The organism is Lysobacter sp. F60174L2, assembly GCF_052547135.1.
The window spans coordinates 101,130-113,704 of record NZ_JBQWRA010000004.1 but is presented as its reverse complement, the minus strand read 5'-3'; the positions used below and the strand labels follow the sequence as shown (position 1 = coordinate 113,704).

Here is a 12,575-nt window from a genome sequence, read left to right as displayed (position 1 = left end):
TTGTCCCGTGTCGCGCAGGGCGGGGCCAGTAGGGGTGACTTCGGTGCCTTGCCTGCGGCGGGCGTGCGTGTTTCGATGCATCCGTCCACCAGCGTATGTCGCGCTGCCCCCTTCCGTTGCAGGAGCTTTCAATGATGAAACCCGTCCGCACCATCCTGGCTGCCGCCCTCGCGTTGGCTGCTGCACCGGCGTTCGCCCAGGCCGGCGCCGCGTCCAATGACCACCCGTACTCGCAGACGGTGTTCTTCGGCGACAGCCTGACCGACTCCGGGCATTTCCGTCCGACCCTGATCCAGGTCGCCGGCCCGGATGCCGCGCTGGTCGGCAAGTTCACCACCAATCCGTGGCTGGTCTGGTCCGAGTACCTGGCCGACTTCTACGGCACCGATGCGACCTCCGAAAACCAGGGCGGTACCAACTACGCCGTCGGCGGTGCCCGCTCGGGGACCGACGTGGTCGGTGAACTCGGCCCGACCCCATCGATGGCGACCCAGGTCGCCAACTACCTGTCGGCCACCGGCGGCGTCGCCGATCCGAATGCGCTGTATACGGTCTGGGGTGGCAACAACGACGTGTTCGCCGCGGTTGCGACGGCGGTCGCGGGCGGCGACCCGGCACCGGTGATCGGCGGCGCGGTGGCGGCGCAGGTCGGCGTGGTCGGCACGCTGAAGGCGGCCGGCGCCGAGTACATCCTGGTCCCGACCATCCCCGACATCGGCCTGACCCCGGGTTTCCGCGCACAGGGCCCGGCGGCGCAGGGGGCGGGGACCCAGTTGTCGGCGGCCTACAACGATGCGCTGTTCGGTGCGTTCGCCCAGGCCGGGTTGCGGGTGATCCCGCTCGATACCTTCCACCTGTTCCAGGAGGTTGCGGCCAATCCGGAGGCGTTCGGCTTCAGCAACATCACCGGCACCGCCTGCCAGCCGCAGATCACCGCGCAGTCGCTGACCTGCAATCCGAACACCTACGTCTCGCCCGACGCCGCCACCAGCTATGCGTTCGCCGATGGCGTGCACCCGTCCGGCGCCGCCCATGGCGTGATCGCCGATTACGCCGCCTCGGTGCTGGAGGCCCCGCGCCAGATCGCGGTGCTGACGAACTCCGCTTCGGTCACCGGCCGGGCGCGTGCCGACCGGGTCGCCGTGCAACTGGCGGTGCCTGCCGATGGCGACGGTTCGCGCTGGTGGGCGGACGTGCGCGGGGACTTCCAGCGTTACGACCACGGCCGTGTGTACGACGGCGTCGGTCCGGCGCTGACCGTCGGCGTCGACTGGCGCAGCGGCGCGCTGACCTACGGTGCGTTCGGCGGCTACGGCCAGCAGGGCCACGACTGGGGCAACCGCGGCGGCAGCTTCGACCAGAGTGAAGCCAGCATCGGCGGCTACCTCGGCTGGACCTCCGAGGCCGGCGGCTGGGTCAACGCCCAGGCCAGCTACAGCCAGCTCGGCTTCGACATCGAGCGCAACGCCAATCTTGGCCAGGCGACCCGCGTGCACCGCGCCGACGTCGACGGCAGCAACGTGAGTTTCGGCGTCAATGGCGGCTGGGAGTTCGGCGACGGCGCGCTGCGCCACGGTCCGGTGCTGGGGCTGCTGGCGCAGAAGATCGAGATCGACGAGTTCGCCGAAAGCGATCCGCAGCTGTCGACCTCGCTGGCCTATCCGGAGCAGTCGTTCGACTCGATGATCGGCAGCGTCGGCTGGCAGGTACGGCTGGACGCGGGTGCGTTCCAGCCGTATGCGCGGGCGACCGTCGACCGCGAGTTCGAGGACCATGCGGAACAGGCCTTCGCGCGGTTGCAGTCGATGCCGGGCACGGCGGACTACGCGGTCCCGGGCGTGGCGTTCGATGACAGCTACGGCACGGTGATGTTCGGTGCACGCACGCAGCTGTTCGGGCTGGACGCGAACCTCGGCAGCAGCCTGAGCGTCGGTCGCACCGGCGGGCACGATGCGACCGTGTTCGCCACTGTCGGCAGCCGCTTCTGACCTGCTTCCCGTTCCAGCGCCACTGCCTTAGACTTTGCGGCACGCGGGTGTAGCTCAATGGTAGAGCTGTAGCTTCCCAAGCTACTGACGAGGGTTCGATTCCCTTCACCCGCTCCACATCCACGGCGGCCTCGATCTTTACGGACGGGGCCGCCGTTTTTGGTTGCCGGAGGCTTCGATGTCGGTTTCACCGTCTCCCTCCATCCTGCTGGGCTGGCGTGAATGGGTCGCCTTGCCCGGGCTCGGCATCCGTGCGATCCAGGCCAAGGTCGACAGTGGCGCGCGCAGTTCGGCGCTGCACGTGGATGCGCAATGGCGCTTCGTCGAGGGCGGTGCGCCCTGGGTCGGGTTCCGCCTGACGCCGGGCGGAAACGCCGCCACCATCGAATGCACCAGTGCGATCGTCGATGAGCGCGAGGTCACCGATTCGGGCGGTCATACGAGCTTGCGGGCCTTCGTGCGCACGCCGTTGCGGGTGGCCGGGGTCGAACGCGACATCGACATCAACCTGACCGACCGGCGCGGGATGCGGTTCCCGATGCTGCTCGGCCGCAGCGCGATGGCCCGCGCCTTCACGATCGATCCCGCACGCTCGTTCCTGCACGGCCGCGCCGACCCGGCCGGCAATCCCTCCGATCCCCCGCGGACCCCACACCCATGAAGCTCGCCATCCTGTCGCGCAACACCAAGCTGTATTCGACCCGCCGCCTGGTCGAGGCCGCGCGTGAACAGCACCACAGCGTGCGCATCCTCGACCCGCTGCGCTGCTACATGCGCATCGACAGCGACGGTTTCGCGATGCGGTACAAGGGCCAGTCGATCTCCGGTTACCACGCGGTGATCCCGCGCATCGGCGCGTCCGTTACGCGATACGGCACCGCGGTGCTGCGCCAGTTCGAACTGATGGGCAGCTTCACGCCCAACTCGTCCGACGCGATCCTGCGCGCGCGCGACAAGCTGCGCAGCCACCAGTTGCTGGCGGCGCAGGGGATCGGGCTGCCGGCCACGGTTTTCGGCGACAACCCCGACGACACCGCCGACCTGCTGTCGATGCTCGGTCCGCCGCCGCACGTGATCAAGCTCAACGAGGGCACCCAGGGCGCCGGGGTTATGCTGACCGAGAAACTGTCGGCATCGAAGGGCGTGATCGAAGCCCTGCGCGGCCTCTACGCGCAGTTCCTGGTGCAGGAGTTCATCCCCGAGGCCAAGGGCGCCGACCTGCGTTGCTTCGTGGTTGGCGGCAAGGTGGTCGCTGCGATGAAGCGGCAGGCGCCGAAGGGCGACTTCCGTTCCAACCTGCACCGCGGGGGCAGCGCCAAGGGCGCCAAGGCCAGCGTCGCCGAGCAGGACGCGGCGATCCGCGCGGCCCGGGTGCTGGGGCTGGGTGTTGCCGGTGTCGACCTGATCCGCTCGCGGCGCGGGCCGCTGGTGCTGGAGGTCAACGCGTCGCCGGGACTGGAGGGCATCGAGGATGCCACCGGCGTGGATGTCGCCGGCGAGGTCGTCGCCTACGTGGCCGAGCGTCACAAGCGCCGTGCGGCCAAGCAGGCGTCGGAACGCAAGTTGTTGAAAACAAACAAATAGATTTCAGATGAGCTGGGTTAACATGCTCTTCACGTCGCAATTAACAAGCGTTTAATCGCACCTTGCGTAGGCTTCCCCAAACCGCAGCTTTGCCCGGCTCCACGGCCCTGGCGCGAGTCAGCGACACGCGTCCATGGCAATGGACACCGCGAGTTACGGTATCGGGGCAACACCCTTGACCCGGGCGCGGTGGCTCCGCGCCCGGGTTTTTTATTGACTGCCCGTACCGCGGGTGACGGCCTCGTCACGCGTGAACAGGGCATGCTTGCAGGCGTCCGTGCTCTGGCAGAATCCCTTGCCGGGGCGCCATGCACTGCCTGCAACCATCGCCCGACCGGGAACCTGGCTCCATCGGGTCGGTCAAAGCCCCACCAACAGGAAGGTCCGATGCGCATTCTCGTGATTGAAGACAACCAGGATATCGCCGCCAATCTGGGTGATTTCCTCGAAGATCGGGGCCATACCGTGGATTTCGCCGCCGACGGCATCACCGGCCTGCACCTGGCGGTGGTCCATGACTTCGATGCGATCGTGCTCGACCTCAACCTGCCCGGACTCGATGGCCTGGAGGTCTGCCGCAAGCTGCGCAACGAGGCCCGCAAGCAGACCCCGGTGCTGATGCTGACCGCCCGCGACAGCCTCGACAACAAGCTGGCCGGGTTCGACTCCGGCGCCGACGACTACCTGATCAAGCCGTTCGCGCTGCAGGAGGTCGAAGTCCGGCTCAACGCGCTGGCCCGCCGCGGTCGCGGGGTGCAGACCCGGGTGCTCAACGCCGCCGACCTGGAATACAACCTCGACACCCTCGAGGTGCGCCGCCAGGGCAAGCTGCTGCAGCTCAACCCGACCGCGCTGAAGATCCTGCAGGCACTGATGGAAGCCAGTCCGGCGGTGGTGACGCGGCAGGAACTGGAAACCCGGGTGTGGGGCGAGGAACTGCCGGATTCAGACTCGCTGCGGGTGCACATCCACGGTTTGCGCGCGGTGGTCGACAAGCCGTTCGACAGCAAGCTGATCCAGACCCGCCATGGCATCGGTTACCGGATCGCCGAGCTCGATGCCGGAAACTGAGGCAGTCGAGGCGAACGGCCGCGCCGGACGGCCGCGACGCCGGATGCGCTACCGGCGGCGGCTGCGCAGCCGCATCATTCTTGGATTCGTGCTGCTTGGCTTCGGCCTGACGGCACTGTTCGCGTTCGCGACCAACTGGACCCGCAACCGGGTCGAGAACCAACTGGTCGAAGACGTGATGAACCGCAACATCGATGAATACGCGCGCCAGTATTTCAGCAACCCGGAAGAGAAGCCGGAGATCCTGGTGCAGCAGATGTATGCGCGCATGGTCGGACCCGACCGGTTCGAAGCGTTGCGCCTGGAGGAGCCGGACTGGTACGAGTTGCCCGATGGCATCCACAGCATCAAGGGGACCGAGCCCGACGGCTCGCCGTTTTCCTACAAGCTCGCGGTGCGCAAGACGCCGGAGGCGTGGTTCTTCCTCGCCTACGACATGACCCAGGCGGCGCGCGGCGAAGCGCAGTTCAACCGCGCCATATTCGGCTCGGTGCTGGTGTTCACCCTGTTGTCGCTGCTGGTGGGGTGGTGGTCCGCATCACGCGTGATGAGTCCGGTGTCGGAACTGGCGCGCCGGCTCAAGCGATCCGGTCGCAGCGCCCAGCCCGAGGCGTTGGCGGCGCATTTTCCGGATGACGAGGTCGGCCAACTCGCGGAGGCGCTGGACGACTACGCCGGGCGGCTGACCGACGTGGTGAAGCGCGACCGCGAGTTCAACGCCGATGTCAGCCATGAGTTGCGCACGCCGCTGGCGGTGATCCGCGGGGCGGCGGAGTTGCTGCTGGCACGCCCCGATATCGACGACAAGACCCGCAGCCGCCTGCTTCGCATCCAGCGCGCCGAGCTGCAGTGCACGGACCTGATCAGCGCATTGCTGCTGCTGTCGCGCGAGGAGCGCGGGCACGGTTCGACCGACGTGGCGAAGGTCGCCGAACAACTGCTCGAGGTGCACCGCACCCAGGTCGCCGGCAAGCCGCTCGAGCTGCGGATGGAGGGCGAGCGTGGCCTGGTGGTGGATGCGCCGGAGGCCGCGGTCGCGGTTGCGCTGGGCAACCTGGTCGGCAACGCGGTGAAGTACACCACCCGCGGCGAGGTGATCGTGCGTCTGCACCCCCGATCGGTCGAGGTGATCGACTCGGGCCCCGGGCTCAGCGCCGAGGACGCCGCCAAGCTGTTCGAACGTGGCTACCGCGGCACCCATGCGGGCCACTCGCAGGGTGGCGGCATCGGCCTTTCGATCGTGCGCCGGTTGTGCGCGCTTTACGGCTGGAGCGTGCGGGTCCGGCCCGGCGACGAACAGGGCGTGGTGGCTACGCTGACCTTCGACGAGGCCGAACCCGCTTCCCTGTAGGAGCGACGTGGGTCGCGAACGCACTGGTGTGGCCGACGCGACATGGGTTCACCCGCCAGGTGCATCGAGACGCTCCGGCAGGAACATCGCAAACGCACATGTCGGTGTTTGCCGGGTTCAGAGAGTCGCGACTTACGTCGCTCCTACATCGAGCTGTCGGGGCGTCGCGTGTCAGGCGTCCAGCGGCTCCAGCCAGCCGTACTTGTCGGGCGTGCGGCCGTCGAACAGACCGAAGAACAGCTCCTGGATCCGCTGGGTTACCGGCCCCGGCTTGCCGGCGCCGACCTGGCGGCCGTCGACCGAGCGGATCGGGGTGATCTCGGCGGCGGTGCCGCACATGAACAACTCGTCGCACAGGTACAGGTATTCGCGCGGCAGGTCGCGCTCGACCACCTCGATGCCGACGTCGCGCGCCAGCCGGATGATCGAGTTGCGGGTGATGCCGTTGAGCAGCGCGGCGCTGACCGGGGTGGTGTGCAGGGCGCCGTCGAACACCAGGAACAGGTTCTCGCCCGCGCCCTCCGACAACAACCCGGTGGAGGCCAGCGCGATGCCCTCGCCGAACCCGAGCCGGCGCGCCTCGCGCGCGACCAGTTGTCCGGACAGGTAGTTGCCGCCGGCCTTGGCGCCGGCCGGGATGGTGTTGGGGGCGAACCGCTGCCAGCTCGACACGCAGGCGTCGATCCCGGCCTCGAGCACGCCGGCACCGAGGTACGGGCCCATCTCCCACGCCGCCACCGAGGTGTCGACCGGGGTGTCGGCGGACAGTCCGAAGCCACCGAGGCCGCGGAAGGCGAACGGCCGCAGGTAGGCCTTGCCCAGGCCGTTGCGGCGCATGACTTCGCGGCAGGCCGCGTTGATCTCGGCGACGCCGTACGGCATCGGCATGTCGTAGATGCGGGCCGACGCGAGGAGGCGGGTGTTGTGGTCGGTGAGCCGGAAGATCGCCGGACCGTCAGGTGTCTCGTAGCTGCGGATGCCTTCGAACACCGATGAGCCGTAATGCAGCGCGTGCGACATCACGTGGGTGGTCGCTTCTTCCCAACGCTTGATCGCGCCGTTGTGCCAAATCCATTCGGGGTATTGCATCATCGGTTTTCCGCCTGGGGGAGCCGCCTATTGTGCCTGCTTGCGCCGCATCGGTCGCGCCGTAGCGGGCCGCGGCTCAGCCGGTAAGCCACAGGCAGCCGAAATAGCGGTGCAGGCCGAACACGGTGTCGGCCGGGGTGACGCCGTTGTCGAGCGTCTGTACCACCCGCAAGGCGACCGGCCGGGTTTGCACCACGGTCGACGGGTAATAGCGTCCGGCCGCCGGTTCGACGGTTGCAACCGGACTTTGCACGGCCGCCGGGCCGGTCACGAAGGAAGCGGGCAGCGGCGCCGGATCCGGTTCGGGTATCACCGGCACGATGTCGACCAGTGGCCGCCGGACCACTTCGTCGAGCCGCTCCATCACCGCGGTGGCGCCGCTGCTGGACATGCCCACCCAGTGGTAGACGCTGGCGAGGCGGTTGGCATCACCGCCGTCGATGGCGGTGGCCATCTCGAACATCAGGTCCTGTTCGTTGCGTGCGCAGCCGCCGCGGTAGATGCGATGGCGGCCGGCCACGCTGGATGCCGGCTTATGCTCGACCGCGCCGATGTCCGGACAACGGTGGTCGGTGAACGCCACCGTGCCGTCGCTGTGCTCGCAACGGTTGACCTGGGCGGTGCCCCCCGGGGACCAAGCCAGCGTGCAGAGCAGCGCGAGCACGGGCAGGGCGATGCGGCAGGGCAAGGTGCGGCGGGAACGTATCGGGTCGGCTTGGCGGGGCATCCGGCCAGCCTACGCCGTCGCCATGGCGGGTTGAAAGTGCAGCCCGTCAGAACTGCACGAAATAGCAGCCGTGGTAACGCCGGACGTCGAAGTCCTGGACCCGGCGCGAGGCGCCGTCGCCGAGAACCAGTTGCATGACGCCGACGTTGCCATCGGACCCGCCGCCGGAGGCGTCGGCGAACTGCATCATCCCGCCGCCGATGCGGGCGTCGAAATAATGGGTCTGCCACAGCGGCTGCTCGGCCAGGCGGTCCAGCCGCTGCATGATCGGACGCGCCTGGCGGGTCCCGAGGCCGGCCCAGTGGTAGCTCTCGGCGATACGGTTGACGTCGCCCAGCGCCCAGGCGCCTTGCAGGTCCATCGACAACTGGGTGATGGACCGCGCGCAGCCGCTGGCGGCGGAACGACGGCTTATGGCGGGCGCCCGCCGCCCGCCGAAGACGGCGTGGGCGCTGCCAGCGTCCTCGCCGTTGTCCGAGACAAGCCGGGTCAGCAGTTCGCCTGAAACAGGCGTGGCGATGGCGCCGAGTGCCGAGCAGGCCTTGTCGGTGTAGATCGCGACGCCATCGGGCGCCTCGCAGCGCTGGATTCCGCCGCCGTTGCTCTGCGCGGGCGCAAAGCCGGGTGTCGCGAGGGCGGCCAGCATCGTCGCGGCAAGGGCGCTTGGCGGGAACCTGTTCATGGGACGGATGAGCCTGCGGACAAGTAACCGCCATGCTCGATCCGCCCCCGTCAAAGCCCCGTCGCCAAACGGCGGCGAGACTGAACTTCAGCGCAACCCCGGCTGAACTCAGGTCATTCCGGCGAGGACGTTCAGTGTCGGTTTCGCCAGGTTCAAGGTGTAGAAGTGCAGGCCGGGCGCGCCGCCCTCGACCAGACGCCGGCACAGACCGGCCACCACTTCGGCGCCGAAGGCGCGGACGCTTTCGGTGTCGTCGCCGTAGGCCGCCATGCGTTGGGCGACCCAGCGCGGAATCTCGGCGCCGCACATTTCGGAGAAGCGGCGGATCTGGCTGAAGTTCGAGATCGGCATGATCCCCGGCACGATCGGGATGTCGACCCCGGCCGCGCGGACGTCGTCGACGAAGCGGAAGTAGGCGTCGGCGTTGTAGAAGTACTGGGTAATCGCACCGTCGGCGCCGGCCCGCACCTTGCTCACGAAATGGCCGATATCGGCGCGGGCGTCGCGTGCCTGCGGGTGGGTTTCCGGGTAGGCGGCGACCTCGATATGGAACTGGCCGTCGTGCTCGCGACGGATGAACTCGACCAGTTCGGTGGCGTAGCGGAAGTCGCCCGGATGGCCCATGCCGGATGGCAGGTCGCCACGCAGGGCGACGATGCGACGGCAACCCATCGCCTTGTAGCGCTGCAGCAGGGCGCCGATCTCGGCGCGGGTGCCGCCGACGCAGGAGATGTGCGGTGCCGAGCTGAGCGCATGGTGGCCCTGCAGCCGCTCCACCGTCTCCGGCGTATAGCTCAGGGTCGAGCCGCCGGCGCCGAAGGTGCACGACACGTATTCGGGCGAATGCGCCTTGAGCCGGGTCGTGGTGCGGTCGAGTTGCGCGCGCTGCTCATCGGTCTTGGGCGGATAGAACTCGAAGCTGATCGGGGTCATTGGGCGCGGTCGCGATGGAAGTGGAGCGAGTATATCGCTCCATCGCGATGAATGTTCAATCGGTGCGGTGTGCTTCCTGTAGGAGCGACGTAAGTCGCGATCGCACGACGAAACCGGATATCGGTGAGATCGCGACTTACGTCGCTCCTACAAAAAGACATGACCCTGTCCCGCCAAAAAAACGGGCGCCGTGGGCGCCCGTTCTTCGTCGCATGAAGCCGTGGATCAGTAGCGGTAGTGATCCGGCTTGTACGGCCCCTCGACCGCGACGCCGAGGTACTTCGCCTGCGTGTCGCTCAGCGTGGTCAGCTTGACCCCGATCTTCTCCAGGTGCAGCCGCGCGACTTCCTCGTCGAGCTTCTTCGGCAGCAGGTAGACCTGCTTGCCGTAGCTGTCCTTGTTGGCCCACAGGTCGATCTGCGCCAGGGTCTGGTTGGCGAACGAGTTGGACATCACGAAGCTCGGGTGTCCGGTCGCGCAACCCAGGTTGACCAGACGACCCTCGGCCAGCAGGAAGATCGCGTTGCCGTTCGGGAATACGAACTTGTCGACCTGCGGCTTGATGTTGATCCGCTCCACGCCCTTCAGCGCGTACAGGGCGTCGACCTGGATCTCGTTGTCGAAGTGGCCGATGTTGCAGACGATCGCCTGGTCCTTCATCGCCTGCATGTGCTCGACGGTGATGATGTCCCGGTTGCCGGTGGTGGTGACGTAGACGTCGCCGTGGCCCAGGGTGCTCTCGATGGTGTTGACCTCGAAGCCTTCCATCGCCGCCTGCAGCGCGCAGATCGGATCGATCTCGGTGACCACCACGCGCGCGCCGTAGGCCCGCAGCGACGCCGCGCAGCCCTTGCCGACGTCGCCGTAGCCGCAGACCACTGCGACCTTGCCGGCCAGCATCACGTCCATCGCTCGCTTGAGGCCGTCGGCCAGCGACTCGCGGCAGCCGTACAGGTTGTCGAACTTGGACTTGGTGACCGAGTCGTTGACGTTGATCGCCGGGATCAGCAGCTTGCCCTGTTCGGCCAGCTGGTACAGGCGGTGGACGCCGGTGGTGGTTTCCTCCGACACGCCCTTCCAGTCACGCACCACGGTGGTCCAGAAGCCGCGGCGCTCGGCGTGCACGCGCTTGAGCAGGTTCTTGATGACCTGCTCCTCGTGGCTGCCCGAGGCGCTGTTGACCCAAGACTCGTCGCCCTGTTCCAGCTCATAGCCCTTGTGGATCAGCAGGGTGACGTCGCCGCCGTCGTCGACAACGAGCTGCGGGCCGAGGTAGCCGCCGTTGCCGTCGGGGAAGCTCAGCGCCTCCAGCGTGCAGTCCCAGTACTCTTCCAGCGTCTCGCCCTTCCAGGCGAACACCGGGGTGCCGGTCGCGGCGATCGCGGCGGCGGCGTGGTCCTGGGTCGAGAAGATGTTGCACGAGGCCCAGCGCACGTCGCCGCCGATGTCCTTCAGGGTCTCGATCAGCACCGCGGTCTGGATCGTCATGTGCAGCGAGCCGGTGACGCGCACGCCCTTGAGCGGCGCTTCGGCGGCGTACTTGCGGCGGATCGACATCAGGCCGGGCATCTCGTGCTCGGCGATGTCGATTTCCTTGCGGCCGTAATCGGCCAGCGAGATGTCGGCGATCTTGTAGTCGCCATCCATCGAGAATTGCCTGGTAGAGGCGGGTTTTGCTACAGCGTTCATTTGAAGCTCCGGTTATTCGCCTGCCGTTGCGGCAGGCGGTGAAAGCAACCGGGCGCCGTTGTTCGTGGAACCTCGCCGAGCCTGGCCGTCCTTGCGACGGTCGCAGCGCCCCTCGGCGGGGCAGGCGGCGATTATATCGCGGCACTTCGCCTCGAGCTTAACCAGCAGCAGTCGATGGGTATGTTGCGCTGCCCGCGTTCTGCGGGAAGATTGCGACCGGGGCTGTTATACCACTCTGATTGTCTTGGTGGTATAACTCGGCCGGCCACTCCGGAACCCGCCATGCCTCTCCATCGAGAACTCCCCGCCGCCGCGCAAACCGCCTATGCCGAGTTGTACGAATTGGTGCAGGTGGCCGAGGCCTCGCGCTCGCCAGCGTTCCTGACCGGTACGGTCGCCTACAAAATGGTCAAGGGGTCGCGCTACGCCTACTGGGCGTTCAAGGAGATCGACGGACGCAAGCGCGAGTATTACCTGGGGCCGGACGGGCCGGCGATCGCGGCAATCGAGGCCGCGCGGGTGCAGGGTGCGCCCGCACTGGACGCGGTGGCGCGGCAGGCGGCGGCAGCCATCGCGCACGGTTGCGTGGCCACACCGCCCAAGCATTTCCGTATCGCCAAGCGTCTGGCCGACTACCAGTTCTTCCGCGCCGGTGCCTTGCTGGTCGGGACCCATGCGTTCCTGGCGATGGGCAACCAGTTGGGCGTGGCGTGGGGGAGCGGTACGCGCACGCAGGATCTGGACTTCGCCCATGCCGGACCCGGTGGCAACATGGCGGTGGCCTTGCCGGGCGATCTGGAGGCGAACGCGCACCATGCGTTGGAGTCGCTGCAGATGGGCTTCCTGCCGGCGCTGGGCGGTAGCAAAGGTCTCGCCAGTCACTACGTGAGCGAAACCGAGCCGGATTTGCGGATCGATTTCCTGACCGTGGTGCGTCGTGCCGGCAAGGAGGTCCAAGCGCCGCAGCTGGGCGTAGCGCTGAGCCCGCTCAAGTTCATGGATTACCTGATCGAGGCGCCGGGGCAGGGCGTGCTGATCGGTCGCGCCGATGCGGCGATGGTCAACCTGCCCGATCCGGCGCGCTATGGGCTGCACAAGTTGATCGTTGCGCACGAGCGTGGGGCAAAGAACCCGAAATATCGCAAGGACATTTTGCAGGCGCTGGCGTTGATCGAGTGGCATCTGGCGCATGCGCCGCATGCGCTGGTCGATGCGTGGGAGGCCTTGGCCGAGCGTGGGGCGGGATGGGTCAAGCGCGCGCGCGCATCGTTGGCGCAGGCACCGACGCAGCAGTTGCGGGTGGTGCAGCAGTTTGAGAAGGGAATGAAGTTGCGCGGGTAGGCGCGCTCAATGGAAAACGGACCGCGATGCGGTCCGTTTTCGGTGAATCACGAGCGCCCTCACCCCGGCCCCGCTCCGCGCCCCGGCCCTCGCGCACAGCGCGAAGGCGCTCGCCGGCAC

Annotated in this window: 11 protein-coding genes, 1 tRNA gene and 1 riboswitch; of the genes, 7 read left to right on the top strand and 5 right to left on the bottom strand. The window is 67.6% G+C overall.

Going from position 1 to position 12,575, the window contains the following annotated elements; translation table 11 throughout:
• Positions 1–155: 155 nt before the first annotated feature.
• The 6 genes from ACT9AS_RS12445 to ACT9AS_RS12420 all read left to right on the top strand — a co-directional run bounded on the left by ACT9AS_RS12445 (position 156) and on the right by ACT9AS_RS12420 (position 5,994).
• Positions 156–1,988 carry an autotransporter domain-containing protein gene (locus ACT9AS_RS12445; protein WP_445100598.1) on the top strand — a complete coding sequence of 611 codons (1,833 nt, stop codon included), beginning with the start codon at positions 156–158 and terminating at the stop codon, positions 1,986–1,988.
• A 43-nt stretch (positions 1,989–2,031) separates the two neighbouring features.
• Positions 2,032–2,105, top strand: a tRNA-Gly gene (locus ACT9AS_RS12440).
• A 61-nt stretch (positions 2,106–2,166) separates the two neighbouring features.
• The gene (locus ACT9AS_RS12435; protein ID WP_445100470.1) at positions 2,167–2,649 is read left to right on the top strand and encodes a putative ATP-dependent zinc protease; all 483 of its coding nucleotides are present in this window, start codon (positions 2,167–2,169) and stop codon (positions 2,647–2,649) included.
• The gene (gene rimK / locus ACT9AS_RS12430) at positions 2,646–3,572 is read left to right on the top strand and encodes a 30S ribosomal protein S6--L-glutamate ligase (RefSeq protein ID WP_445100469.1); all 927 of its coding nucleotides are present in this window, start codon (positions 2,646–2,648) and stop codon (positions 3,570–3,572) included. The genes ACT9AS_RS12435 and rimK overlap by 4 nt, the downstream gene beginning before the upstream one ends.
• A gap of 387 nt (positions 3,573–3,959) precedes the next feature.
• Positions 3,960–4,643 carry a response regulator gene (locus ACT9AS_RS12425; protein WP_445100468.1) on the top strand — a complete coding sequence of 228 codons (684 nt, stop codon included), beginning with the start codon at positions 3,960–3,962 and terminating at the stop codon, positions 4,641–4,643.
• Entirely contained in the window at positions 4,630–5,994 is a 1,365-nt protein-coding gene (locus ACT9AS_RS12420) for an ATP-binding protein (protein WP_445100597.1), read from the top strand. Before ACT9AS_RS12425 ends, ACT9AS_RS12420 begins: the two co-directional genes overlap by 14 nt.
• A 171-nt stretch (positions 5,995–6,165) precedes the next feature.
• On the opposite strand, the gene ACT9AS_RS12415 is transcribed toward ACT9AS_RS12420, so the two are convergent.
• From ACT9AS_RS12415 to ahcY, 5 genes are all read right to left on the bottom strand, one after another.
• Positions 6,166–7,086: a branched-chain amino acid transaminase gene (locus ACT9AS_RS12415; protein WP_445100467.1), complete on the bottom strand. Its 921-nt coding sequence runs from the start codon at positions 7,084–7,086 to the stop codon at positions 6,166–6,168.
• A 73-nt stretch (positions 7,087–7,159) separates the two neighbouring features.
• A complete protein-coding gene (locus tag ACT9AS_RS12410; RefSeq protein WP_445100466.1) occupies positions 7,160–7,810 on the bottom strand; it encodes a hypothetical protein in 651 nt (216 codons plus the stop codon).
• A gap of 46 nt (positions 7,811–7,856) precedes the next feature.
• Positions 7,857–8,492 carry a hypothetical protein gene (locus ACT9AS_RS12405; protein ID WP_445100465.1) on the bottom strand — a complete coding sequence of 212 codons (636 nt, stop codon included), beginning with the start codon at positions 8,490–8,492 and terminating at the stop codon, positions 7,857–7,859.
• 108 nt (positions 8,493–8,600) lie between these two features.
• Complete coding sequence (gene metF, locus ACT9AS_RS12400; protein WP_445100464.1) at positions 8,601–9,425, bottom strand: methylenetetrahydrofolate reductase [NAD(P)H]; 825 nt, start codon at positions 9,423–9,425, stop codon at positions 8,601–8,603.
• A 225-nt stretch (positions 9,426–9,650) separates the two neighbouring features.
• Complete coding sequence (gene ahcY / locus ACT9AS_RS12395; protein WP_445100463.1) at positions 9,651–11,114, bottom strand: adenosylhomocysteinase; 1,464 nt, start codon at positions 11,112–11,114, stop codon at positions 9,651–9,653.
• A 43-nt stretch (positions 11,115–11,157) separates the two neighbouring features.
• Positions 11,158–11,234: riboswitch (S-adenosyl-L-homocysteine riboswitch) on the bottom strand.
• Positions 11,235–11,465: 231 nt separating this feature from the next.
• On the opposite strand from ahcY, the gene ACT9AS_RS12390 reads away from it, so the two are divergent.
• Complete coding sequence (locus ACT9AS_RS12390) at positions 11,466–12,455, top strand: GSU2403 family nucleotidyltransferase fold protein (protein WP_445100462.1); 990 nt, start codon at positions 11,466–11,468, stop codon at positions 12,453–12,455.
• Positions 12,456–12,575: the final 120 nt, after the last annotated feature.

Excerpts from the sequence above, each read along its gene's own strand:
- ACT9AS_RS12435 (WP_445100470.1), top strand. The coding sequence starts at position 2,167 with ATGTCGGTTTCACCGTCTCCCTCCATCCTGCTGGGCTGGCGTGAATGG.
- rimK (WP_445100469.1), top strand. The coding sequence starts at position 2,646 with ATGAAGCTCGCCATCCTGTCGCGCAACACCAAGCTGTATTCGACCCGC.
- ACT9AS_RS12425 (WP_445100468.1), top strand. The coding sequence starts at position 3,960 with ATGCGCATTCTCGTGATTGAAGACAACCAGGATATCGCCGCCAATCTG.
- ACT9AS_RS12420 (WP_445100597.1), top strand. The coding sequence starts at position 4,630 with ATGCCGGAAACTGAGGCAGTCGAGGCGAACGGCCGCGCCGGACGGCCG.
- ACT9AS_RS12415 (WP_445100467.1), bottom strand. The coding sequence starts at position 7,086 with ATGATGCAATACCCCGAATGGATTTGGCACAACGGCGCGATCAAGCGT.
- ACT9AS_RS12410 (WP_445100466.1), bottom strand. The coding sequence starts at position 7,810 with ATGCCCCGCCAAGCCGACCCGATACGTTCCCGCCGCACCTTGCCCTGC.
- ACT9AS_RS12405 (WP_445100465.1), bottom strand. The coding sequence starts at position 8,492 with ATGAACAGGTTCCCGCCAAGCGCCCTTGCCGCGACGATGCTGGCCGCC.
- metF (WP_445100464.1), bottom strand. The coding sequence starts at position 9,425 with ATGACCCCGATCAGCTTCGAGTTCTATCCGCCCAAGACCGATGAGCAG.
- ahcY (WP_445100463.1), bottom strand. The coding sequence starts at position 11,114 with ATGAACGCTGTAGCAAAACCCGCCTCTACCAGGCAATTCTCGATGGAT.